This window comes from Nocardia sp. NPDC060255 (genome assembly GCF_042727395.1).
Taxonomy (GTDB): domain Bacteria; phylum Actinomycetota; class Actinomycetes; order Mycobacteriales; family Mycobacteriaceae; genus Nocardia.
Map to the genome: position 1 here is coordinate 163,033 of NZ_JBHXAU010000017.1, position 23,257 is coordinate 186,289.

Annotated in this window: 21 protein-coding genes; 12 read left to right on the forward strand and 9 right to left on the reverse strand. The window is 66.7% G+C overall.

The window, feature by feature from the left end; all coding sequences use genetic code 11:
- Positions 1 to 15 precede the first annotated feature (15 nt).
- Positions 16 to 1,032, forward strand: coding sequence for a lipoyl synthase (gene lipA / locus ACFWF1_RS28265; protein ID WP_379286993.1), 1,017 nt, complete (start codon positions 16 to 18; stop codon positions 1,030 to 1,032).
- Positions 1,033 to 1,095: 63 nt separating this feature from the next.
- Complete coding sequence (locus ACFWF1_RS28270) at positions 1,096 to 2,670, forward strand: serine hydrolase domain-containing protein (RefSeq protein WP_379286991.1); 1,575 nt, start codon at positions 1,096 to 1,098, stop codon at positions 2,668 to 2,670.
- A gap of 51 nt (positions 2,671 to 2,721) precedes the next feature.
- Here ACFWF1_RS28270 and ACFWF1_RS28275 read toward each other — a convergent pair whose 3' ends face one another.
- The gene (locus ACFWF1_RS28275; protein ID WP_379286989.1) at positions 2,722 to 4,059 is read right to left on the reverse strand and encodes an MFS transporter; all 1,338 of its coding nucleotides are present in this window, start codon (positions 4,057 to 4,059) and stop codon (positions 2,722 to 2,724) included.
- Positions 4,060 to 4,232: 173 nt separating this feature from the next.
- Between ACFWF1_RS28275 and ACFWF1_RS28280 the strand changes: the two genes are divergently transcribed.
- A complete protein-coding gene (locus ACFWF1_RS28280) occupies positions 4,233 to 4,643 on the forward strand; it encodes a RidA family protein (RefSeq protein WP_379286987.1) in 411 nt (136 codons plus the stop codon).
- A 135-nt stretch (positions 4,644 to 4,778) separates the two neighbouring features.
- The gene (locus tag ACFWF1_RS28285) at positions 4,779 to 6,983 is read left to right on the forward strand and encodes an elongation factor G-like protein EF-G2 (RefSeq protein WP_379286986.1); all 2,205 of its coding nucleotides are present in this window, start codon (positions 4,779 to 4,781) and stop codon (positions 6,981 to 6,983) included.
- Between the two features lie 56 nt (positions 6,984 to 7,039).
- On the opposite strand, the gene ACFWF1_RS28290 is transcribed toward ACFWF1_RS28285, so the two are convergent.
- The 4 genes from ACFWF1_RS28290 to glnA form a co-directional block, all read right to left on the reverse strand.
- Positions 7,040 to 7,939, reverse strand: coding sequence for a tyrosine-protein phosphatase (locus ACFWF1_RS28290; protein ID WP_379322228.1), 900 nt, complete (start codon positions 7,937 to 7,939; stop codon positions 7,040 to 7,042).
- A gap of 215 nt (positions 7,940 to 8,154) precedes the next feature.
- Positions 8,155 to 8,490, reverse strand: coding sequence for a DNA-binding protein (locus tag ACFWF1_RS28295; protein WP_379286985.1), 336 nt, complete (start codon positions 8,488 to 8,490; stop codon positions 8,155 to 8,157).
- A gap of 86 nt (positions 8,491 to 8,576) precedes the next feature.
- A complete protein-coding gene (locus ACFWF1_RS28300; protein ID WP_379286984.1) occupies positions 8,577 to 8,864 on the reverse strand; it encodes a hypothetical protein in 288 nt (95 codons plus the stop codon).
- A gap of 110 nt (positions 8,865 to 8,974) precedes the next feature.
- The gene (gene glnA / locus ACFWF1_RS28305) at positions 8,975 to 10,411 is read right to left on the reverse strand and encodes a type I glutamate--ammonia ligase (RefSeq protein WP_379286982.1); all 1,437 of its coding nucleotides are present in this window, start codon (positions 10,409 to 10,411) and stop codon (positions 8,975 to 8,977) included.
- A 251-nt stretch (positions 10,412 to 10,662) separates the two neighbouring features.
- Here glnA and ACFWF1_RS28310 point away from each other — a divergent pair, with 251 nt between their 5' ends.
- Together ACFWF1_RS28310 and ACFWF1_RS28315 are read left to right on the forward strand one after the other, a co-directional pair.
- Entirely contained in the window at positions 10,663 to 11,118 is a 456-nt protein-coding gene (locus tag ACFWF1_RS28310; protein ID WP_379286980.1) for an RDD family protein, read from the forward strand.
- A 293-nt stretch (positions 11,119 to 11,411) separates the two neighbouring features.
- Positions 11,412 to 11,780: a YrdB family protein gene (locus tag ACFWF1_RS28315; protein WP_379286978.1), complete on the forward strand. Its 369-nt coding sequence runs from the start codon at positions 11,412 to 11,414 to the stop codon at positions 11,778 to 11,780.
- Between the two features lie 162 nt (positions 11,781 to 11,942).
- On the opposite strand, the gene ACFWF1_RS28320 is transcribed toward ACFWF1_RS28315, so the two are convergent.
- Positions 11,943 to 12,677 (reverse strand): DUF4191 domain-containing protein, encoded by a 735-nt coding sequence (locus ACFWF1_RS28320; protein ID WP_379286976.1) that lies wholly within the window; start codon positions 12,675 to 12,677, stop codon positions 11,943 to 11,945.
- A gap of 77 nt (positions 12,678 to 12,754) precedes the next feature.
- The gene (locus ACFWF1_RS28325) at positions 12,755 to 13,204 is read right to left on the reverse strand and encodes a hypothetical protein (protein ID WP_379286974.1); all 450 of its coding nucleotides are present in this window, start codon (positions 13,202 to 13,204) and stop codon (positions 12,755 to 12,757) included.
- Between the two features lie 359 nt (positions 13,205 to 13,563).
- Between ACFWF1_RS28325 and ACFWF1_RS28330 the strand changes: the two genes are divergently transcribed.
- Entirely contained in the window at positions 13,564 to 14,286 is a 723-nt protein-coding gene (locus tag ACFWF1_RS28330) for a DUF2334 domain-containing protein (protein WP_379322229.1), read from the forward strand.
- A 142-nt stretch (positions 14,287 to 14,428) separates the two neighbouring features.
- On the forward strand, positions 14,429 to 15,550 hold the full coding sequence (locus ACFWF1_RS28335; protein WP_379286970.1) for a glycosyltransferase: 1,122 nt from the start codon (positions 14,429 to 14,431) through the stop codon (positions 15,548 to 15,550).
- Positions 15,551 to 15,796: 246 nt separating this feature from the next.
- Here ACFWF1_RS28335 and ACFWF1_RS28340 read toward each other — a convergent pair whose 3' ends face one another.
- Positions 15,797 to 16,813, reverse strand: a complete 1,017-nt coding sequence (locus tag ACFWF1_RS28340) for a DMT family transporter (protein WP_379286968.1) — start codon at positions 16,811 to 16,813, stop codon at positions 15,797 to 15,799.
- A gap of 315 nt (positions 16,814 to 17,128) precedes the next feature.
- On the opposite strand from ACFWF1_RS28340, the gene ACFWF1_RS28345 reads away from it, so the two are divergent.
- Genes ACFWF1_RS28345 through ACFWF1_RS28360 form a run of 4 tightly spaced genes read left to right on the forward strand, consistent with a single transcriptional unit; the run spans position 17,129 to position 21,773 of the window.
- Positions 17,129 to 18,799 (forward strand): CocE/NonD family hydrolase, encoded by a 1,671-nt coding sequence (locus ACFWF1_RS28345; RefSeq protein ID WP_379286966.1) that lies wholly within the window; start codon positions 17,129 to 17,131, stop codon positions 18,797 to 18,799.
- On the forward strand, positions 18,796 to 20,172 hold the full coding sequence (locus ACFWF1_RS28350) for a M20/M25/M40 family metallo-hydrolase (protein ID WP_379286964.1): 1,377 nt from the start codon (positions 18,796 to 18,798) through the stop codon (positions 20,170 to 20,172). Before ACFWF1_RS28345 ends, ACFWF1_RS28350 begins: the two co-directional genes overlap by 4 nt.
- A complete protein-coding gene (locus ACFWF1_RS28355) occupies positions 20,169 to 21,311 on the forward strand; it encodes an alpha/beta fold hydrolase (RefSeq protein WP_379286962.1) in 1,143 nt (380 codons plus the stop codon). Before ACFWF1_RS28350 ends, ACFWF1_RS28355 begins: the two co-directional genes overlap by 4 nt.
- Positions 21,312 to 21,320: 9 nt before the next feature.
- Positions 21,321 to 21,773 (forward strand): 6,7-dimethyl-8-ribityllumazine synthase, encoded by a 453-nt coding sequence (locus tag ACFWF1_RS28360; RefSeq protein WP_379286960.1) that lies wholly within the window; start codon positions 21,321 to 21,323, stop codon positions 21,771 to 21,773.
- 3 nt (positions 21,774 to 21,776) lie between these two features.
- Here the strand turns inward: ACFWF1_RS28360 and ACFWF1_RS28365 are convergent, their stop codons facing one another.
- Positions 21,777 to 23,231, reverse strand: coding sequence for a metallopeptidase (locus ACFWF1_RS28365; RefSeq protein WP_379286958.1), 1,455 nt, complete (start codon positions 23,229 to 23,231; stop codon positions 21,777 to 21,779).
- Positions 23,232 to 23,257: the final 26 nt, after the last annotated feature.

A 23,257-nucleotide genomic window follows, 5' to 3' on the forward strand; every position in this document is an offset into this window, starting at 1 on the left:
CGTAATGTCGATCTAGTGACCTCAGCTTCAGCACCGGCAGGACGCAAACTGCTACGCATCGAGGCGCGCAACGCGGAGACCCCGATCGAGCGCAAACCTCAATGGATTCGTACCAAGGCCAAGATGGGCCCGGAGTATTCCGAGCTCAAGGGTCTGGTCAAACGCGAGGGCTTGCACACGGTGTGCGAGGAGGCGGGCTGTCCCAACATTTTCGAATGCTGGGAAGACCGTGAGGCCACCTTCCTGATCGGCGGCGAGCAGTGCACCCGCCGCTGCGACTTCTGCCAGATCGACACCGGCAAACCGGCCGCACTCGATCGGGACGAGCCGCGCCGGGTCGCCGAGAGCGTGCAGGCGATGGGTCTGCGCTACTCGACCATCACCGGCGTCGCCCGCGACGACCTGGAAGACGGCGGCGCCTGGCTCTACGCCGAAACCGTGCGCGCCATCAAGCAACTGAACCCGAGCACCGGCGTCGAGCTGCTCATCCCCGACTTCAATGCCGTGCCCGATCAACTGGCCGAGGTGTTCTCTTCACGCCCGGAGGTGTTGGCGCACAACCTGGAAACGGTGCCGCGCATCTTCAAGCGCATCCGCCCTGCGTTCCGCTACGAGCGCTCGCTGTCGGTGCTCACCGCGGCGCGTGAAGCAGGGCTGGTCACCAAGTCCAACCTGATCCTCGGCATGGGCGAGACCCCTGAAGAGGTCACCCAGGCGATGCGCGACCTGCACGAGGCGGGCTGCGACATCCTCACCATCACCCAGTACCTGCGCCCCTCCCCCCGCCACCACCCGGTGGACCGCTGGGTGAAGCCGCAGGAATTCGTCGACCACTCGAAGATGGCCGAGGAGATCGGCTTCGCGGGCGTGATGGCCGGACCACTGGTCCGCTCGTCCTACCGCGCGGGTCGCCTCTACAGCCAGGCCATGACGCACCACGGTCGCGAGATCGCGCCCGCCATGGCGCATCTCGCCGAGGGTGGCGCGGCGTCCCAGGAAGCCTCGTCCGTCCTGGCCCGCTTCGGCGGCTGATCAGGGTTCGCATGCCGGACACCCCAAGGTGGTCCGGCATGCGACACACGGGGGGATCGGAATATGCTCGGCCGCAATAACTTCGCTCGGCTCATCCGCGCCGGTGCCGGTGCGCTCGCCGTGGCGGTGGTCACCACCGTGCTGGTCGGCTGCATGCCCGACAACGAGTGCGGGCCCCGGAACAGCTGTGCCATGGTCGTGCTTCCGGCAGATGCGCAGAGCAAGATCGATGACATCGTCCGCAAGAACATCGACGCCGGCCTGATCCCCGGCGCGCTGGTCTCGGTGAACGCCCCCGGTCGTGGCGCCTACACCAAGGCCTACGGTGTCGCCGATCTCGCCACCGGACGTCCGATGACGGTCGACGATCACGTCCGAATCGGCAGTGTCACCAAGACATTCACCGCGACCGCGATCCTTCGCGCCGCCGACGAAGGCAAGCTCTCCCTCGATGACACGCTGAACAAATACCTGCCCGCCGTGCCCAACGGCGACACCATCACCCTCCGCGACCTGCTCGGCATGCGCGGCGGCGTGTGGGATCTGGTGGGCGACACCGATTTCGCCGCTCAGTTGGTGACGAAGACACCGGGCGAGTGGCACGACGGTGACCGACTGCGCGCACTCACCACGCATCCGGAGCACGCGAAACCGCCACACACCAACACCGAATACTCCAACTCCGAATTCTTTCTGCTCGGCCTGGTGCTGGAGAAGGTGCTCGGCAAGCCGGTCCACGAGATCCTCTCCGAACTCGCGCAAGCCCACGGCCTGCACGAAACCTCCTACCCCGCCGACGCCACCATGCCGGCCCCGGCCGGCCAGGGCTACAGCTACTTCGACGAGACCGCCACGAACGTCACCGCCCGCACCACCCCGGCGATCTTCGGCGCCGCGGGCTCCATGGTGTCGACCATCTCCGACCTCGCCAGGTACGCGCCCCTGCTCGCCGCGGATTCCCCGCTCGCCGAAGGCTCCCTGCTGCAGCCTGAAACCCTGCTGGCCAGAAGGCAGTTCACCAGCGGAACCGCAGGCGGCTCCCCCTTCGACTACGGCCTCGGACTACAGCGCTTCGGCCCTTGGCTCGGCCACACCGGCGGTGTGCTCGGATACACCACCCACGTCGCCTACCTTCCGGCCCAGCGGGCAACCGTCGTGGTGGCCGTCAACCAGTACACGATCCCGCCCACCCTCCTGCGGATCACCGCATCCGCCATCTGGGCATCCATCGTCGAGCAACTGTTCCCCGACTCGCTGCCCGGCGCCCCACCGGCACCGCCGATGCCACCCCGGGCACTCCCCGACTCAGCGAGCCTCGCCACCCAACTCCAGCAAGCCTTCGACACCCAACTCCCCGCCGCGCAGAAGACGTTGCGCGCCGCAGCCGACGACAAAGACCCCGAACTGCTCACCAAGCTGGCAAAGGTCTACGCCGGATACCCCATGACCTTCCAGGTAGACAAACTCACCGACCTCAACGGCACCACCCTCCTCGCCACCACAACGGTCAGCTCCCCCGCCGACAAACGCCGCATGGTGATCCCCTTCACCGCCCGCGACACCACCTGGCGCCTCGACACCAGCTGGATCTGCGAATCCCTACTACTCGGCGGCGAATCCTCCCCCGCCTGCGGCTGATTGGTCAGCAATAAGTCCCCGGACGTCAGCGATATCGGATGCCTCGCGACCTCACTCCTTCTTCAGCGAGACCGAATCTTCTTGCGCACCAACGCTGGTCCGGCGCCACAGGACTAGCGCGCCGATGGCCGAGCCGATCATGGCGAAGCCGACCACCCAGAGTCCCGCGCGCTGTGATCCGGTCCAATCCTTCAGTCCGCCAGTGATATACGGTGCGGCGAAGCCGCTGATGTTGCCGATCGAGTTGATCAGGGCGATGCCGCCCGCGGCGGCGGCGCCGGTGAGGAAGGCGCTGGGGAGGGCCCAGAAGGTGGGGAGGGCGGCGAGAACGCCTACGGCGCAGACGGTTACGGCGGCCATGGCGGCGATGGGATTTCCGAGGTAGAGGGCGATCGGGATGGCCAGGCCGCCGAGTAGGGCGGGAAGGGCTACGTGCCAGGGACGTTCGCCGGTTCGGTCACCGTGACGGCTCCACCAAACCATCACGAAGGCGCCGATGACGTAGGGCACCGCGTTGATCAGTCCGCGCTGCACCACCGAATAATGCGTCCCGTACTGCTGCTGGAATCCGTTGATGATCGTCGGCAGGAAGAAGCCCAAAGCGTAGAGCCCGTAGACGATTCCGCCGTACACGAGGGCGAGGCCGATCACCCGCACGTCGGTGAGCGCCTTGCGCAACGTCCAGTGCTCGCCCTGCTCCACGGCGGCCTGCTCGGCGGCGAGTTCGGTACTGAGCCACTGCCGTTCGGCGCTGGTCAGCCACTTCGCGGTGGCCGGACTGTCGGTGAGGAAGAACCATGTCACCACGGCGAGCAGCAGCGCGGGCACCCCCTCGACGAGGAACATGAATCGCCAGCCGCTGAGCCCGAACACGCCGTGCCCGTACTGGATGATCAGACTCGACATGGTCGAGCCGAGCGCGGTCGAGATCGGCACGGCGACCATGAACAGCGCGACGAACTTCGCCCGCTGCTTCTGCGGGAACCAATACGTGAGGTACAGCAGGATGCCGGGAAAGAATCCTGCCTCCGCCACCCCGAGCGCGAATCGCAGGACGTACAGCACGGTTTCGTTGGGCACGAACGCCATCGCGGTCGCGATCACGCCCCAGCTGGCCAGGATCCGGGCGATCCAGCGGCGCGCCCCGAACTTGTGCAGCGCCAGATTGCTCGGCACCTCGAGCACCAGGTAGCCGAGGAAGAAGATCCCGGACGCGAACCCGAATGCCGTCTCGGTGAGCCCGAGGTCGGCCTTCATCCCGCTGGGCCCGGCGAAGCCGATGTTGACCCGATCCAGGTAATTGACGAAATACAGCAGCCCGAGAAACGGCACCAGGCGAAGCGTGACCTTGCGCAGCGTCGCGCGCGGCACGTCCTGTGTGACAACCATGCGCGCACTCTCGCCCGGCAGGCCCCCGCCGGTCAAGCCCCCAACCGGGGGTCACCGCGGCTCGACCTGTCCGCGGCGAGGGGCTCGACCGTTCGGCGGAGACGCGTAAGTCATAGCAAGACCGCAAGATTCACGCCTTCTCGGCGTTCCGGAAGCCCGTCTACGCTGTGCCCATGGCGAAGATCAACAAACGACTGACCGACATCCCCGGCGTCGCCCCCGGCTTCGGCTACGCCCACGCGGTGACCACCTCCAACGGTCTCGCCTACGTGTCCGGCCAGATCGCGGTGGACGCCGACGGCAACCTGGTCGGCGAGAACGACCTGGCCGCGCAGACCAGGCAGGCGCTCACCAACCTGCAGAACGTGCTGCACGCCCTCGGCGCCGACTGGACCAACCTGGTCAAGCTCACCTGGTTCGTCACCGACACCAGCAGGCTGCCGGACCTCCGCGACGTCCGCGACGAGTTCCTCCGCCCCGCACTGGGCGACCTGCCCAACCCCGCCAGCTCGCTCATCCAGGTGGCCGGACTGTTCCGGCCGGAGTTCCTGGTCGAGGTGGAGGCCGTGGTCGCGCTCGGCTAGATCGTCCCCGCGTCGGCCCGGATACGGACCGGACAGTCCGTGGCACCGGATCTTCCGATCCGTGGACGCGCGGTGACCGCCGGTGGGAAGCTCGAAGGACCGCAGGTGTCGGGGCGCGAGGAAGCGAGACGCACAGTGGACAAGACGAGTGGAACCGTAGGGGGCAACGGCAGAGTGGTTGCGGCCGAGCGGCCGGAACAGATTCGAAATGTGGTGCTGGTCGGGCACAGCGGGTCGGGGAAGACGACACTGGTCGAGGCGATGGCGCTGACCACGGGGACGGTGAATCGGGCGGGGCGGGTCGAGGACGGAACGTCGCTCTCGGATTATGACGAGATCGAACATCGGCAGCACCGTTCGGTGCAATTGTCGGTGGTCCCGCTGGCCTGGTCGGGGATGAAGATCAATCTGCTGGATACGCCCGGCTACGCGGATTTCGTCGGCGAGTTACGGGCCGGATTGCGGGCGGCGGACGCGGCATTGTTCGTGATCTCGGCGGCGGAGGGTGCGGAGGGCGTCAGCGGTGCGACCCGCGCGCTGTGGGAGGAATGCGCGGCGGTCGGGATGCCGCGGGCGATCGTGCTCTCGCACTTGGACACCGCGCGAGCCGACTTCGAGGAGATGACCGAGACCTGCCGCACCATCCTCAGCGGCGGCGCATCGGAAAACGTGCTCCCCCTGCATCTTCCGGTTTACGGCCCGAAGAGCGCGGACGGTCACCGCCCGGTCACCGGGCTGATCGAGCTGCTGCCGAACTGCGTGGTCGACTACTCCTCCGGCGAACGGGTGGAAACCGCGCCGACCCCCGAGCAGCAGCCGATGCTCGACGAGGCGCGCAACCGGCTCATCGAGGGCATCATCGCCGAAAGCGAAGACGAAACCCTGATGGACCGCTATCTCAGCGGTGAGGAAATCGAACTCGCCACCCTCGTCACCGATCTCGAACGGGCCGTGGCCAGGGGGAGCTTCCATCCCGTGCTGTTCGGCGCGCCCGCACCGGAGGGCGCCAAGCAGGGCTTGGGCACGGTCGAGCTGCTCGACCTGATCACCGGCGGCTTCCCGACGCCGTCGGAGCACATCGTCTCCGCCGTCACCGCCGCGGGCGGCAACACCCGGCGCGAACTCGACTGCGATCCGGACGGCGTGCTCGCGGCGGAGGTGATCCGCACCGCGTCGGATCCGTACGTCGGCCGGGTGTCGCTGGTGCGGGTGTTCTCCGGCACGCTGCGCGCCGACGACACGGTGCACGTCTGCGGCCACGGCCTGGAGGAGCGCGGCCACGAGAGTCATGACGTCGATGAGCGGATCGGCGCGGTCTCGGCGCCGTTCGGCAAGGGGCAGCGCCCGCTCGGCCAGGCCATCGCCGGCGATATCGCCTACGTCACCAAGCTGAGTCGCGCGGAAACCGGCGACACCCTCTCCGGCACCGACAAACCGCTGCTGATCGAGCCGTGGCTGATGCCGGATCCGTTGCTGCCCATCGCGATTACCGCGCACAGCAAGGCCGACGAGGACAAGCTCTCGCAGAGCCTGGCCCGGCTGGCGGCCGAGGATCCGGCCGTGCGGCTCGAGCACAACGCGAACACCCATCAGCTGGTGCTGTGGTGTCTCGGCGAGGCGCATCGCGATGTCGCGCTGGAGCGGTTGCGCAGCCGGTTCGGGGTGCAGGTCGATGTGGTCGATCATCAGGTCGCGTTGCGAGAGACGTTCGCGGGCAAGGCGAATGGGCGCGGCAGGCATGTGAAGCAGTCCGGCGGGCACGGTCAGTACGCCGTGTGTGAGATCGAGGTCGAGCCGCTGCCCGGCGGATCCGGCATCGAGTTCGTGGACCGGGTGGTCGGCGGAGTCGTTCCGCGCCAGTTCATTCCGTCGGTGGAGAAGGGCGTGCGCGCGCAGGCGACGCGCGGGGTCGCGGCCGGATATCCGCTGGTGGATGTGCGGGTGACGCTGTTCGACGGCAAGGCGCATTCGGTCGACTCCTCCGACGCCGCCTTCCAAACCGCGGGCGCGCTCGCGTTGCGCGAGGCCGCGGCCAGCGCGGGTGTCGCCCTGCTCGAGCCGATCGCCGAGGTGTGGGTGCTCGTCGCCGACGACTATGTCGGCCCGGTGCTCACCGACCTGTCCAGCCGCCGCGGTCGCGTCCTCGGCACCGAACCGCACGGCGTCGGCCGCACCCGAATCCACGCCGAGGTACCGGAACTCGAACTCAGCCGCTACGCCATCGATCTGCGCTCGCTCTCGCACGGCACCGGCGACTTCACCCGCTCCTACACCCGTCATGAACCGATGCCCAACCAGCTCTCCGCCACGCTGCGAAGTCAGGCGAAAAAGCAGTCGTAGCAACGACATCAGGCCCATCCACCGGTAAGTGAATGGGCCCGAATATCTTTCGATAACTAGCCGACCAGGTTCTTGCGCAGCTTCAGGATGGTGCCTGCGTCCAGACCGAGCCCTTGGGTGAGGAACTTGCCGAGATCGCCGTAGTCCTGCTCCATCTTGTTGACCGCGGCGTCCAGGTACGCGTCCCGGACCTCCTGCAACGGGATGAGCAGATCGGGGTTCTGCATCAGCCCCGCCTGCTGCACCTGCTGGCGCAGTGCGGCGTCCGCCGCGGCCCGATACTGGTTGGACAGCAGATAGTCCTGCCGCGCAGTGCCTTCCGGCACGCCGACCGCGCGCAGCAGCACGTAGGTCAGCCAGCCGGTGCGGTCCTTGCCCGCGGTGCAGTGGTACAGCGTGGCCTTGTCGGTGTTCGCGAGATCCTTGATCGTCTGCCCGAACGCCGTGCGTGACTCCGGACGGCTGATGAACGTGGTGTACATGTTCAGCATGATCTGCTCGGCCTTACCGTTGCCGAGCGCGTCCTGCTGCTTCTGCGGATCGCGGGTCTGGATCACGGCCAGCATCTGCTGGAACAGCCCGGTGTCGTCGATCGGCCGCGCCACCGCCTGCGCGCCCGGAATCGCTTTGTCCGCACCGGCGAACTGGATCTCCCCCGGCGTACGCAGGTCGATCACGGCCTTCACCTTCAGACCCGCCAGCTTCTGCACGTCGGCGTCGGTCAACTTCTCCAACGAGTCGGACCGAATAGCCTTGCCCGTCTTCGTCTTCGCCCCGTCATAGGTCCGATACCCGCCGATATCACGGGTATTCACCGCCCCCTGCAAAGTGATCTTCCCACCCCCCGCCGCCAACTCGGCTTCGGGCTGAGCGCTAGCTAGCGGTGGAGCCATCGACATCGTCACGGCGAAAATCGCCAAAGCAGCAGTTATCAATGAAATTAACGAAATCTTCATGACGCGAAACAGTAGAACCTGTTTCAGTCAGGTATCGCCGTTCGCCCCCACCCCGCCGCATTTACCCCGCTCACCGAGACTCCCCACGCAGCCAACGAGATTCACCCTGGACAACCACCCCAATAGCCCTAGCCTGCACGGCGATCTGGCGACGAAATACTGCCGCACGAAGGCGAATACGACCCTCGTTTACCGTGATCGTTCAGCTCGTCGACTTATGTTGCGATCAGACGCACAGTCTCGCCACACAACTTACCCATGTCGTCGATATCACTGGTGAGCATGACCACCGGAACCTGCTGTCGCAGTGCCATTTCCGCGATAACCGCATCGATCGCGTACTTGTGCCCATGCAGTCCGGCGTCGAGCAGCAGTGCCGACGCAGCCTTCGCGGACGCCTCGTCGACTTGCTCGACGCGCAAAGCCGACAATAGCCAGGCGAGTCTGGCCTTGTCGGACTTGCGGTGGTTCGCCTCAACGATGGTGAGCGCACTGATCACGACTTCCATGCCGCGAGAACGCGCTTCGGCGACGATCGCGACGACCGACACCGAATCGTCTACCAGGCGGGACAATCCGTCGCAGTCCAGCACCAATGTGCCTTGCTGCCCGGACGTCGGATTGTCGCGCCCAGGTTTCAGCTTGCCGCGTGCCACTGCCCGGACTCACCGAGAGCATGATCGAACAGATCCCTGGCACGTTGCCGTTCCGCCTCGGGCACCGGCCCATTGCGCCGTTCATGATCGGCGATGTACTCGTCGAGCAGCATTCCACGCAACTCGCGCTCGACGGCCGAGGTGACAAACGACGAGAACTCACGCTTGCCCACCCGACGGCGGATCGCCTCGGCGGTGCCCTCCGGCAACGACAGACTCACCCGCGTCGCGGGGCCTTCGCCGATCCTATGCTCGGGTTCAACGCTCACAGCCCAAGATTATCAATCGAAGTAGGAAACCTCAACCACCGGAAACGGGCGACGGCCCACCCGCGGAATCGCGGATGGGCCGTCGCTGAACGAGTCGGTGTACGAACGACTTACACGTCGTAGTACAGCTCGAATTCGTACGGGTGCGGGCGCAGGTTGACGGGGGCGATTTCCTGCTCGCGCTTGATGCTGATCCAGGTCTCGATCAGGTCGTCGGTGAAGACGTTGCCTTCGGTCAGGTAGTCGTGATCCTGCTCGAGGCGGTCGATGACGGTGGCCAGGCTGGTGGGGGCCTGCGGGATGTTCTTGGCCTCCTCCGGCGGGAGCTCGTAGAGGTCCTTGTCGACCGGGGCCAGCGGCTCGATCTTGTTCTTGATGCCGTCCAGGCCGGCCATCATCATGGCGGCGAAGGCCAGGTACGGGTTGCCCGAGGAGTCCGGCGCGCGGAACTCGATGCGCTTGGCCTTCGGGTTGTTGCCGGTCACCGGGATACGCACGGCCGCAGAGCGGTTGCGCTGCGAGTACACCAGGTTGATCGGCGCCTCGTAGCCCGGAACCAGGCGGTGGTAGGAGTTCACCGTCGGGTTGGTGAACGCCAGCAGCGACGGCGCGTGGTGCAGGATGCCGCCGATGTAGTGGCGCGCCAGATCCGAGAGACCGCCGTAGCCGGCCTCGTCGTGGAACAGCGGCTTGCCGTCCTTCCACAGCGACTGGTGCACGTGCATGCCCGAGCCGTTGTCACCGAAGAGCGGCTTCGGCATGAAGGTGACGGACTTGCCCTCGGCCCACGCGGTGTTCTTCACGATGTACTTGAACAGCTGCAGGTCGTCGGCCGCACCGAGCAGCGTACCGAACTTGTAGTTGATCTCGGCCTGACCGGCGGTGCCGACCTCGTGGTGGCCGCGCTCCAGCTCGAAGCCCGCGTTCTGCAGGTTGGTCGAGATCTTGTCGCGCAGGTCGACGTAGTGGTCGTACGGGGCGACCGGGAAGTAACCGCCCTTGTTGCGAACCTTGTAGCCGAGGTTCGGGGAGCCGTCCGGGTTGGACTTCGAGCCGGTGTTCCAGGAGCCCGAGACCGAGTCGATCTCGTAGAAGGCGCCGTTCATCTTCGAGTCGTAGCGGATCGAGTCGAAGATGTAGAACTCCGCCTCGGCACCGAAGTACGCGGTGTCGGCGATGCCGGTCGAGCGCAGGTACTCCTCGGCCTTGCGCGCGATGTTGCGCGGGTCGCGGCTGTAGGCCTCGCGGGTGAACGGGTCGTGCACGAAGAAGTTGAGGTTCAGCGTCTTGGCGGCGCGGAACGGGTCCAGGCGCGCGGTGCTGAAGTCGGGCAGCAGGAGCATGTCCGACTCGTCGATCGACTGGAAGCCACGGACGGAAGAGCCGTCGAACGCTAGGCCTTCCTCTGCGAGGTCGGTCGTGAAGGCCTTCGCCGGGATCGAGAAGTGCTGCTGAACGCCGGGAAGGTCGCTGAAGCGGATGTCGACATACTCGACCTCTTCATCAGCGAGGAATTTGATGACCTCGTCGGCCGTGCTGAACGTCACTTGTTCTCCTTACGGATCGGTTCCCAGCGAGTGTCGATTGCATGGGTTCGTCGCGTCCAGACGGTATGGACGCGGTGTTTCCCGGCAGTCAAGTCTGTGTTTCGCCAGTGTTACACGTACGGCTGGCCGGGTGACTAGGCCCACCCGGACTCGAACAGCATGGTAATCCTGCCATCCGTGCCGATGCGCGCTGACGTGAACTCCCCTTATGCGGTGCCGGGCGGCCGGTCGGCCCCGCATATTGTGGAGCCATGGCACGCATGACGGGATCGTGGCTCTCCGGCCCTTCGGAGGGCGCCAGCGATCCGGCAACCCCCGAGTTCCCCGGCGAACACCTGGGACTGCCGAAGTCCGGTGCGGGTTCACTGTCCGGGATGGCTCGACGGATCGCGGCACTGTTCGTGGACTGGTTGATCGCGCTCGGCATCGCGGCGCTGATCATGCGCGGCGGGTCGGCGTCCAGCCTGACGTTGCTGATCTGGTTCGTGATCGGAGTTGCCGCGGTGACGCTGTTCGGGTTCACGCCGGGGCAGTACTTTCTGCGGCTGCGGACTGTGCGGATCGATGCGCCGGTGACCGTTGGATTCGTGCGGGCGCTCGCCAGGCAGGCGTTACTGGTATTCGTGGTGCCTGCGTTGTTCACGGATGCCGACGGTCGTGGGATGCATGACCGGGCGACCGGGACAGCGCTCGTTCATTCGCGTTGACACCTGACTGCAGCAGGTATGGCCGCACCGGTCACACAAGGCCCCGCCCGGCAGGTCCATTCCGGCCGCGCATGTCGCACCTTCGGCAGTAGGCGCGCAACCGCCGCGCTGGTCCTATGCCTGATCCGACAGCACCCATTGCGCCCCCGGCAGCCGGCCCGACATCCGGCGGTATTCGGCACAGCTCCGACCCGACCGCACCAGCACGACCCTCCAGCAGGGCGTTCCTCCCGTCGCGCGAACCACGGAAATAGCGTCTGACACAGGGCGACCGCGCCGGTTACGCTCCGGCGGTGTCACTCAATCCGGCGATGCTCGCGATCCGGTTTCTGCTCGAGCTCGTCGCTATCGTTTCTTTCGGTGTTTACGGTTGGCGGGCCTTCGATTCGCCGTGGAAGTTCCTGCTCGTAGTTCTGTTGCCGCTGGCCGCCGCGGCACTGTGGGGCACGCTGGCCGTGCCTGGCGATCCGAGCCGCAATGGCGAAGCGCCGGTCTCGGTGCCCGGCGTGGTGCGCCTGGCGGTCGAACTCGGCATCTTCTTCGGCGGTGCCGCAGCCCTCTGGGCAGCCAGCCTGCCCAGGTGGGCCATGGTCTCCGTCGCAGTCCTCATCGTCTACCAAGCCCTCGCCTACGACCGCATCGCCTGGCTCGTCAAAACATGATCGAGAGGGAATTGGTGCAGGCATCCGCCGAGTAGCGAACAGCACCAGTTCCTCATGATCTTGAAGTCGGCCGACAACTCGGCGAGACCAATGCGGTCGTGACCAGCCGAAACAGACGAAAGGCCCGTGTCCTGGGGACACGGGCCTTCGTGGTGGTCTAGCTCAACGCCGGCGAATCGTGCGCTGCACGCCGCGCATCTTGGCGCCCGCGGGCATCGGGCCCTTCGGCAGGGCCGGGCCGGTGCGCGAGCTCAGCGCGGTCAGCCGCCCCTCGATGAGGTCCATGCGCTTGGCGTCGATGTTGCGGGGCAGCTTGGTCAGGTAACGCTGCAGCTCCTTCAACGGCACCTGCCCCTCGTCGTTGCCGATGACAACGTCGTAGATCGGGGTGTCGCCGATGAGCCGGGCGGTGCGCTTCTTCTCCTGCGCGAGCAGCGATTTCACGCGCTGCGGGGCACCCTCGGCGACCAGCACCACGCCGGGCAGACCGATCACCCGGTGCACCGCGTCGAGCTGGGTGGTCGCGGCGATGCCGTTGGACACCCGCCACTTGCCCTGCAGGTTGTCCAGCACCCAGGCCGCGGCGCCCGCCTGGCCCTCGGCCTTGCCGTAGACGCTCTTCTGCACCCGTCGACCGAAGATGATGAATGCGGCCAGCGCGCCGAGTACCACGCCGAGCGGGACGAGGAACCAGGTCAGACCGAAGATCAGGCCGACGACCAGGAAGACGGCGGTGATGCCGAGCAAGGCGCCGATCATCAACGGCAGCAGCAGCTTGTCTTCCTTGCGCTGCATCTGGAACGCCTGCCAGAGCTGCTGCCTGCGCTCTTTCGACTGCTGCTTGCGGGCCGCTTTCGCCGCGGCCTTCGCTTCCTTGGAGGGCTTACCTGCTGCCATGTCACTCAGGATAGTGCCCATGTCGTGCGGATTTCGCCACGCCTACCCGGGCGGCGGCTATTACCGTCGGGGCGGCGTCAATTCCAACCGCGCCTGGCCATCGATCCGAGCACGGTGAGATCCAGATCACCGGACGCCTCGGTCCACCCCATCGCCCGCAATTCCACCGGTGCGGCCACGCCGAGCGCGTCGCGGAAACCGATGGCGACCGAGCGGGCGAAGTCGATCAGGCTGCGCGGGGAGATGGGCCAGAACATGGTCTTGGTCCAGTTGTCCACCTCGCGGCGCAGCATCGGCTCGTTCCAGCCGAGGTCGCGTAACTCCTGCGCGGCGGCGTCCGGGATGGGCTGCGTCAGATAATGATTACCGGCCAGCTCGGCGGACAATTTGATGTCGTACTGCAGGAACTGGACATACCGATTACCGGGTGCCGCGATGATCAACGTGGCGCGCGAAGGTAGCTCAGACAGACACTGCGCCAGTGCTTGAACGAACTGTTCCCAGTCCGCGGTCACCGGCTCGTTCATTCTTCCCCCGGGCGCTCGCACTGGCCCGATCATACGCCGCCGCGCCTCAGACACCAGGTGAATCATGTTGTAGCCCCGAATACTTCGCCACGTCCATAGCAAACACCAATGGCCCGCAGTTCGCTGGAACGAGCACCCATTTCTCCGCCGCCCCCATCCGACGAGCAGCCGAGCCCGAAGCCGCGTAGGTGGCGCCCCGAACGGGACCTGGCGGCGGCGAATCACGGGTGATCGCGCCGTGATGTCCCGTTCGGCGTGGAGTCAGGGCTGGTACTGATCCGTTGGGTACCGGCACCGTGCTGTTCAGCTGGTGGCCACCGGGCGGTGTTAGTTTGCGGTGCGTGTGTGCGCGGTTGGTGGTGAGCATCCATGACGTCGCGCCGGCTAGTGCGGCGGAGACGGCGCGCTGGTGTGCTGATGCTGATGGGTTCGGGATTCCGGTGTCGCTGCTGGTGATTCCTGGCCCGTGGCGCGGTTCGTCGTTGGCGGAGCAGCCGGATTATGCGAGTTTTCTGCGGGAGCGGCGGGCCGGTGGGGACGAGATCATGGTGCACGGATGGTCGCATCGGGCCGGGCCGGAAGGTGGCTGGCCGCGGCGGGCCCTCGGGCGGGCGGTGGCGCGCGGTGCCGCCGAATTCGCTGCGCTCGATATCGATGAGGCAGCGGCCAAGCTTCGGGATGCCACGGCGGTGATGGCCGAATCCGGGCTGTCCACAACAGGTTTCACGCCGCCCGGCTGGCTTGCCTCGCCCGCGGCGGAACGGGCTCTGCGCGCGGCAGGCTTCTCCCACACCACGGACCACTTCGGCGCCAAGGACCTGCGCACCGGCCGCCGCCATCGCGGCTTCGCGCTATCGCACCGCCCCGGCGGCGGCTGGTCCGAACGCTTCGGCGCCGCCATGCTGGAAACCGTGGCCCGCCGCAACACCGCACGCGGCGGCTTGGTCCGCCTCGCCCTGCACCCCGACGACCTGCACCACCCCGGCCTCCGCAAGGCCACCCTGCGCGCCATCGACGCCGCCCTCCGAGCAGGCGCACACGCCACCACCTACGCCGACCTCGTCGGATCGGCGGCCGAATGATGATGCGAACAGCCAGCTGCCACAACGCTGCCGCCAATATCCATCTATCCCGAGCCGGTTGCATCGACCGCTGGGCAGCTCGAACTATCCACTGCCACAACGCAGTCCTATTTGCCGGGCTGACCAGATCGGCGGTTCGCTGATGCGCATCGTGCAGATTGCCAACTTCTATACCCCCGCTTCCGGGGGGCTGCGTACTTGCCTCGACGAGATCGGGCGTGGGTATCTCGCGGCCGGGCACAGTCGGGTGCTGGTGGTTCCTGGGCCTGGTGACGGGGATGAGTTGACCGGGTCGGGGCGGCGGATCACGGTGCACAGTCCCAAGTTCGGGGCGGGCGGGTATCACGTGTTGACGTCTCGCCGGACTCGGGCGATTCTCGATCGGCTGCGGCCGGATGTGCTCGAGTGCAGTGACAAGTTGAGTGTTCGGTGGCTTGCGCCGTGGGCGCGCGGGGCCGGGGTGCCGCTGGTGTTGTTCTCGCACGAACGAATCGACGCGATCCTGCGTACTCGGGTGCCACCTGGTTTTCCGTTGACCACGGCTGCCGATCTGGCCAACCGACGTCTGTGTGTGCGGGCCGAAAAGGTAGTGGTCACTTCGAGTTTCGCGACGGCGGAGTTCTCGCGCATCGGAGCGACCAACGTGCGGCGCGTGCCGCTCGGCGTGGACCTGACCACCTTCCGTCCGATCGATCCGGCGGACGAAACCCCTTGGGCCGCAGACGAGCCGGTGCGACTGGTACTGGTGAGCAGGTTGTCGAAGGAGAAGCGGGCCGAACGCGCCATCGAGGCGGTACGCGTGCTGGTCGAGTCCGGCCTGCGCTGCGAACTGTCCGTCATCGGCGATGGCCCGCTGCGCCCCCGGCTCGAGCGCCTCGCCGCCGGTCTCCCGGTGATCTTCCACGGCCACCTCACCGACCGCGCCACCATGGCCAACCTGGTCGCCGAAGCCGATATCGCGGTATTCCCCTCCCCCGCCGAGACTTTCGGCCTCGCCGTGCTGGAGGCCCTGGCCTGCGGCACTCCCGTGGTCGTCCCGGACGAGGGCGCCGCGAACGAACTCGTCGGCGCACCGGGCTCCGGCATCGTCTCCGACGGCTCCCCGCACGGCCTGGCCGAAGGCGTCCGAGAACTCCTCACCGTCCCTGCCGCCCAGCGCCGCCACGCCGCCCGCTCATCAGCGGAACGCTTCCCCTGGTCAGCCACGGTCGCAGGCATGCTCGCCCTCTACGCCGACTACGAATCCCCCGCCCGCACAGCCTGACCCGCCAATGGCATCTGGTGCCGGCAGACCCGGCTAACCCCAGCCACCAAGTGCCGGTTGATCAAGAAAGCGGCCGTTATCAGCAGCCGCCGCAGCCTCTTTCGGAATCAACGCCGCCTTGGCCGTTGCAAGGGCGCAGCCCTCCACCGGGCATCGGACCACTCACCTATCTCGAGGCGTCCATACCGTCCGCACAGCCTTGAGCCCTGTGGACCGTATGGACGTTTTGTGCGTGCGTACCCGAACCTACGAAACACCCTCGCGCACGGGTTGTTTCGGCGGTATCGAGTGGGACTGGTCCAGTTCGTCGTGCAGGGTCGGCGAGTTCGCGAGCAGGGCGATCCCGCTGATCACCAGTGCTGCCGCTAGGACCAGCAGGACGGGGCGTGGGTGGATGGTTACCGCGAACAAGGTGAGGCCTGCGGTGTAGCTGAGAACCGGGTCGGTGATTGTCATCGCCGTCAGTGCGGTGGGAAGTGAGCCGCGGGCATACGCCTCCTGGGCGAGGAGGCCGCCGAGCACGGTGGATATCGGGATGCCGAGCAGTGCCCAGCTCAAGTTGGGTAGCGCTGAGGTCGAGACGACCACCAGTACCGCCGTGGTCGAGAAGCAACTGCCCGCCGCGACCGCCACCAGCGCCGAACGCAGTTGGGGCGAGTGAGTCAATCGCGAGAGCGCGATCAGGGTGAGGATCGCGACGAAGACTCCCGCGCCGACGCCCGGCAGCAGCTGCGGTCGCACGTCCGCGTGGCCGGGCGCGCTCTGCCCGACGAGCAGGATCAGGCCGCCGCACACGAAAACCGTCCCCGCCCAATCCCGTCCGAGCAGCGACCGTTTGCGCCGCGCCGCCGCGAACGGCAACGCGAACAGCAACTGCACCACCAGCAGCGCCTGCACCACCGCGATCGCCCCGAGCCGCAACGCCACCGCGTGCACCGCGAACCCGGCCACATTGGCGCCCTGCCCGGCCAGCCAACGCCGATCGGTGATCAACCGACGCGCGATACCCACGATCACCAGGAACCGGCCTTGGGTGGCTTCCGTCGCAGCCTGCCGCGCCGCGCCCTGCTGCAGCGCCGCCGAGACGGCGAACAAGAGCGCGGCGAACAGCGCGAGGGCGATCGTCCCCACCGCGAGCGCGTCCACCGACGCACGACCGAGCATGTCGGCGGCATCCGGCATACCGCCCATGCTGGCGGGCCGCAGTGAACACCGGATGGCATCCACCCGGCGGCTCGGCAACAGCTCGGCAGTCCACCTCACCCCGAACCTCCGATGGTCTGCATGGGACAGCTCGGTCACCGCGGTCGACGACCGAGCACGCGACCTCCGCTGAGCAGCCGCTGACAGGCCGCACAATGCACCGACCACGAGGCGACCGAGTGGATAGCCGCTGCTCTGCGGCCCGATGGAAGCGGTGCACCTCGCCGAGCACGAGGTAGCCGCCGACCAGGAGTAAGAAGCATCCGCCGAGCAGTCCGGAACGAGGGTGACGAACCGTCCGGCTGTGCAACGCCAGGCGACGGACTACCCCGGTTCCAGGGGCTGGACGGTGGTCCGGGCACACTCGATAGTCCTATGGTGAGCGAACGGAACGTCCTGGTGCGGGCGCTGTGTGGGTTGCTGCTTCTGGTGGGGCTGGCTACGTCGGTGACTGCGACGGCGGAGCCGCTCGGGGTGCCGTTTCAGTGGAGGCAGGCGTTCATCGATGCGCCGGATGGCACGCGGTTGCATGCGGATGTGCTGCGGCCGGAGGGTGTTGCCGATGACGTGCGCACCCCGGTGATTCTCACTGTCAGCCCGTATCGCGCGCACCTGGCTTACCTGAGTGAGCCGCGGCTGGCCGGTGGGCCGTCTACCGACAATCTGCAGGCGGACATGTTTCTGCGGGCCGGGTATACCTACGTCATTGTTGATCTGCGGGGTTTCGGTGGGTCGTCCGGTTGTCCCGATTTCGGCGGGCCCGGGGAGCGGTCCGATGTTGCGACGGCGGTGGAATGGTCGGCGAACCAACCGTGGTCGACCGGGAAAGTGGGGATGTTCGGCGTCTCGTATGAGGCGTGGACCGGGCTGATGGGGTTGGCGGGGAAGCCGAAGGGGTTGGCGGCGGTCGCGTCGTTCGAGCCGGTGGTCGATCCGTATTCGTATCTGTACATGCAAGGTGTGTCGTGGAAGTTCTCCGGCAAGCCGATTACCGAGAATGGTGTTCGCCCAGCGGATTTCGCGGGTTTTGAGCACCTATTGATCGCGTCGACTCCGGGACGCCCGGACGATTCGCCCGAATATCAGGCTGACGCAGCACAATTGCCGCTGCAGTGCTATCAGCAGTACCTGGCCGATATGACCAACCATGACGGCAATTCACCCTTTTGGCGCGACCGTGATCTCATTCCTCGGTTGCGCGGCAACACGATTCCGTTGTTCCTCGGCCAGGGTTTCGTCGACTACAACACTCGCCCGTACCGGGTGTTCGACCTGTGGAACGGTCTCGGCCCCGGCGAGCACAAGGCGTGGTTCGGCCAGTGGGGTCACCGCACCTGCCACGACAAATGCGACACACCGAATTTCGACGCCGAACTGCTCGCCTTCTTCGACAAACATGTCGCGGGCCGGGACGTCCAGGTGCCGGGACCACGAATCACGGTGGGCCAGTTCGACGGTCGCTGGCGTGCCGAAAGCTCGTGGCCGCCTGCCGATGCCACCCGGGTGCCGGTCGAGTTGCGCCCCGGCGGCTACACCGATCGCGGCCTGCTGCCGGGACCGGATCGCGAATTCTGGTCCGTCTCCGAACCTTTGACTCAGGACCAGCACCTGTCCGGTTTGCCGTCGGTATCCATGCACGTGAGCGGACCCGCCAATGCCACGGTCGCCGTGGAGCTCTATGACATCGGCCCCGACCAACTGGCCACCGTCATCACCCGAGGCATCGCCCCGATCAGCGGAGATACCGCCGAAGTCCGCCTGCTGGCGCAGGATTGGCCGATCCCTGCGGGCCACCGAATCGGCGTACGCATCACCGACGTGGTCGACGACGTGTGGTCGCACTCCCCCGCCTTCGCTTCGGTCACCGTGACCGAGGCCCATCTCGAGCTCCCGATGCTGACCGCACCGCGCACCCCGGACCTGTCGGGCGGTGTCACCGAGGGCATCGTGAAGTGGCGAAACGAAAAGACCATACCGGTGAGCCCGGACATGCTGAACAATGCAATGGTGTCCATGAATTTGCCGAACCGCACCGGTAACCGATGACGGATCCCGTCGACGACCTAACCGCCGAACGCCTTGCCGTCGCATTGCGCTGCGCAACCGTGTCCACGGACCAACGCGGCGAGGTCGACGACCAGGCCTTCGCGCAACTCTCCGCACACCTCGAGCAATCGTTCCCGCTGGTGCACGCCGAGCTGGAGTTGGAGCGATTCGGCCACAGCAGGCTCTACCGGTGGCCCGGCGTCGAGCCGGCGGGCGTCGCCGCGATCCTGCTCGCCCATCAGGATGTGGTCCCGGTCGACGACGCGCACCGGTGGACCCATCCGCCGTTCGCGGGTGTGGTCGACGACGAATTCATCTGGGGCCGTGGGGCGATCGACGACAAGAGCCGGGTGCTCGCGATCCTGGAGGCCGTCGAATCGGCCCTGGCCGAGGGAATTCGACCGCGGCACACCATCTTTCTCGCGTTCGGCCACGACGAGGAGGTGTTCGGCGACACCGGCGCGGTGCACATGGCCGACCGCCTGCGCGCGCTCGGCGTGCGCGCCGAGCTGCTGCTCGACGAGGGCGGCATGATCACCGAGGGTGTCGCCGACGGGTTCGACCAGCCGGTCGCCAACATCATGCTCGGCGAAAAAGGTTATGCGACAGTGCAACTGTCGGTGACCGAGGTGGGCGGCCATTCGTCCATGCCCGGTAAGCAGACCGCGGTCGGCCGGATCGCCCGCGCGGTGAGCCGCATCCAGGATCATCCGATGCCGTTGCGGATGACGCCGGTGACCGCCGACATGCTGGCCCGGGTGCGGCAGTACATGCCCATGCCGCGCCGCCGCCTGCTCGGCGTGGCCGGTATCGCCGCACCGCTGATCATCCGGCTGATGGCGATGCGGCCGCAGACCGAGGCGATGGTGCGCACCACCACCGCCCCCACCGTGATCCGGGGCGGCGTGAAGTCGAACGTGCTGCCCCAGCATGCCGAGGCGTTCGTCAATTTCCGCATCCTGCCCGGCGATTCGGTCCATTCGGTCCTGGAACACTGCCGGAAGGTGGTGCGCGACAACGGTGTTCACATCGAAGCCGAAGGCATGGCGTCCGAGCCGACGGTGCACACCCGGCCCGGACCGGCGTTCGACATGATCGCGGATATCGCCAGGGTCATGGTGCCCGGCACCATCGTCACCACCGGCATCGTCCCCGGCGCCACCGACTCCCGGCACTACCACGACCTCGCCGGCACCCGCTGCAACTTCGCCCCGATCGTGCTCGGCGAACGCGATCTGGCCTCGATCCACGGAACCGACGAGCGCCTGTCCCGCCTCAACTACGCTCGACTGATCGAGTTCAACCGCAGGCTGATCGCGCACTTCGCGCAGTCGCCGAACACCGCGCCGCAGACATCAGGAGCCGATCTATGACCGCCGAGCCCGAGACAACCGGAAATCCTGAGCCGGCAACCACTACCGAGCCGAGCGCCAACGCTACACCGCCACCCACCGCCGAAACTCAGGCAACCGACGCCGAACCAGACACCATCGCTGAGTCACAAGCGGGTACCAACGCTACGCCGAAACCAAGCGCCGAGCCACAGGTGACCGATGCCGGAGCAAGCAGCGTCGCCGAGGTGCAAGCGGGTACCGACCCCGCGCCGAAACCAAGCGCCGAGCCACAGACAGAGGCCGTCGAATCAGCGACCGGCGGCGATCCGGCGAATCCTCAGATCCACACCAAGACCGGCCGATTCGATGGCACCGGCAGTGGAATCGCTTGGCGCGCATGGCTTCCCGACTCCCCTGCGCGCGCCGTCATCGTCCTCGTACACGGTGTAGCCGAACACTCCGGCCGCTACGTCCACGTCGGCCAGTTCCTCGCTACCGCCGGGTTCGCGGTCTACGCCCTCGATCACATCGGCCACGGCAAATCCGCTGGCAGCAAAGCGAATATCGGCTCGATGGACGGTGCGGCCGACAACGTGGCGGCCATGCTCGACATCGCGACCCGCGAACATCCCGGGGTCCCCCGCTTCCTGGTCGCTCACTCGATGGGCAGCCTCATCACGCTGCACCTGGCCACGCGCGCGCCGATCGATGTCGACGGCATCGTGCTCTCCGCACCGCCGCTGGACATCTCCGCGGGCAACGCCGTGCAACGCGCACTCGCCCCGATCCTGACCAGGCTCACCCCGAATCTCGGTGTGCTCAAACTGGATTCGTCACATATCAGTCGCGACCCCGCAGTGATCCGCGCCTACGACAACGACCCATTGGTGTACCGCGGCGCGCTCCCGGCCCGCACCGCCACCGAGATCCTCAACACGACCGTCCTCGTCAAGGGCCGTCTGGCAAAGCTCACCGTTCCGGTGCTGGTGCTGCACGGCACCGCCGACGCATTGGCCGCCCCGTCCAGCACCGACCTCATCGAGCGGGGCGCGGGCTCGAAGGACCTCACCGCGATCCGCTACGAGGGCCTCTACCACGAGATCTTCAACGAACCCGAGAAGGACAAGGTGCTCGGCGACGTGCTGGACTGGCTGGAAACCCACGTTACCGGCAAGTAAGATTCGGGGATGGGAACCACCGGATCCGTCGCGTTCATTCGCGCCAGCTGGCACAGCAACATCGTCGGCAAGGCCTACGAGGGCTTCACCGCGGAGTACGCCGACCTCGGCTACGACCCGGCCACCGTCGAGGTCTTCGACGTGCCCGGCGCGTTCGAGATCCCGCTGCACGCGCAGCGCCTCGCCCGCTCGGGCAAGTACGCGGCGGTCGTCGCGGCGGCGCTGGTCGTGGACGGCGGCATCTACCGGCACGATTTCGTCGCGTCCGCGGTGATCGACGGCCTGATGCGGGTGCAGCTCGACACCGACGTCCCGGTGTTCTCGGTGGTGCTCACCCCGCACCACTTCCACGAGCACAGCGAGCACGTCACGTATTTCACCGAGCACTTCGTGACCAAGGGAGCCGAGGCCGCACGTGCGCTGGCGACGACCCTCAACTCCCTGCGGTCGCTGCCGGTGTAGCGATCACTTGTAGCGAGACAGGCAGACCTGCTCGCCTTCCAGCACTCCGGTGCGGAACGCCTCCACGCGCTGATAGCCGCTCGGCACCACTTTGCCGTTCACGTCACTCGCGGCGAGGCCCTCGCTGAGTAGCTCGGAGACGGCCTCGTCGAGGTCACCCGCCGACAGGCGCGGGTCGCTCCGCGGCTCGCTCAGCTTGGTCGTCACCACACCGGACAGGCAGGCCGTGCGCAGCCCGGCGGTCTCCGGGCCGGTGAGGCCGAGTTTGCGATCGTTCTGCACCGCAAGGACATACCGCGATACGAAGATGATGAACGCGTTGTAGTCGCCGTTCACCGCCGCCGAGAGCGGATCCTCCTCGCCCTTCGCCGGTGCGCCGCGCTTGGCCAGCGCGCGCACGTCGGTGCCGATCTTGTTCGCGCCGGGACAGTACGAAACCGGTTCGACAGCAGTGACATTCGGGCAGTTCCGGACGATCCCCGCATAGTCGAACTGCGGTTTCTTGCTGGTCGGGAAGATGGTGGTCAGGGCCTGACTCACGCTGTTCAGCGACTCGGCGGTCACTGGAAGCTGAGCGAATTCCTCGCCCGGCTCGAACGAGACGGGCAACGTGCCGCGCCGCTGCGCGATCTGCTGCGTGGTGATGGACTTACAGCCCTGCGCACCATCGGAATAGCCGATCTGCACCGCCGTCACCCGCTCGAACGCCGAACCGTGCGCGTTCTTCGGATCGCTCGGATCCTGGTCGCGAATCGCCACCGTGGCACCCAGCACCGCGTTGAGTCCATCGGTGGTGTTCAACGTGAAGTGCGCCGAATTCCCTTCCGCCACATGACGTAAGAACACACCGGCCAAGCAGTCCGCCTGCTGCTCCAGCACCAGCGTCGGCGTCCGCATTCCGGCGAGCTTGGCCTGTCCCTGAATGGCGTGGCCGTATTCGTGCGCGAGCACCATCACCACGGCCATCTCGCCGAACTTCTGCACCACCGCGGGCAGCAGCACGCCGCGGTCCCAGCCGATGGTGTGGTCGAGACTGCAATAGGCGGCGTTCACCACGTGATACGTACTCCCACCGCAGAATTGGATCGCCTGCTGCCGGGGCGCCTTGGCATCCCAAGAGTTGAAAACGGACACCGGGGTGAACGTGCCGGGAAAGTTCTTGGGGTAGGCCGCAGTCCAGAACTCTTGCAGATCGGCGATCGAGTTGAGCGCGATTTTGTCGAACTTGCCGCCGTCACCGTTGATCGCGGTGAGTGGCGCGTCCGGCACCCCCTTGCGCGGCCCGTTCGGACCGGTGGCCGTCATCGACCCGGCGACTTCCCACGTCGTCTCGGCGCTCGGCGCCTTGGCATTCGGCGCGGGCGGATTCTGCACGCCCTTGCCGCATCCGGCCACTACCGCGCCGAACAGCACGAGCACGGCGACCACACCGAACCGCCGCCGTTGTGTACTCATCATCTTCGGGCCTCCGACTACCGATGCGC

Bases quoted from the DNA above. Each gene is read 5' to 3' on its own strand.
- ACFWF1_RS28270 (WP_379286991.1), top strand. From the start codon at position 1,096: ATGCTCGGCCGCAATAACTTCGCTCGGCTCATCCGCGCCGGTGCCGGT.
- ACFWF1_RS28275 (WP_379286989.1), bottom strand. From the start codon at position 4,059: ATGGTTGTCACACAGGACGTGCCGCGCGCGACGCTGCGCAAGGTCACG.
- ACFWF1_RS28280 (WP_379286987.1), top strand. From the start codon at position 4,233: ATGGCGAAGATCAACAAACGACTGACCGACATCCCCGGCGTCGCCCCC.
- ACFWF1_RS28290 (WP_379322228.1), bottom strand. From the start codon at position 7,939: ATGAAGATTTCGTTAATTTCATTGATAACTGCTGCTTTGGCGATTTTC.
- ACFWF1_RS28310 (WP_379286980.1), top strand. From the start codon at position 10,663: ATGGCACGCATGACGGGATCGTGGCTCTCCGGCCCTTCGGAGGGCGCC.
- ACFWF1_RS28320 (WP_379286976.1), bottom strand. From the start codon at position 12,677: ATGGCAGCAGGTAAGCCCTCCAAGGAAGCGAAGGCCGCGGCGAAAGCG.
- ACFWF1_RS28325 (WP_379286974.1), bottom strand. From the start codon at position 13,204: ATGAACGAGCCGGTGACCGCGGACTGGGAACAGTTCGTTCAAGCACTG.
- ACFWF1_RS28335 (WP_379286970.1), top strand. From the start codon at position 14,429: ATGCGCATCGTGCAGATTGCCAACTTCTATACCCCCGCTTCCGGGGGG.
- ACFWF1_RS28345 (WP_379286966.1), top strand. From the start codon at position 17,129: ATGGTGAGCGAACGGAACGTCCTGGTGCGGGCGCTGTGTGGGTTGCTG.
- ACFWF1_RS28350 (WP_379286964.1), top strand. From the start codon at position 18,796: ATGACGGATCCCGTCGACGACCTAACCGCCGAACGCCTTGCCGTCGCA.
- ACFWF1_RS28355 (WP_379286962.1), top strand. From the start codon at position 20,169: ATGACCGCCGAGCCCGAGACAACCGGAAATCCTGAGCCGGCAACCACT.
- ACFWF1_RS28360 (WP_379286960.1), top strand. From the start codon at position 21,321: ATGGGAACCACCGGATCCGTCGCGTTCATTCGCGCCAGCTGGCACAGC.
- ACFWF1_RS28365 (WP_379286958.1), bottom strand. From the start codon at position 23,231: ATGATGAGTACACAACGGCGGCGGTTCGGTGTGGTCGCCGTGCTCGTG.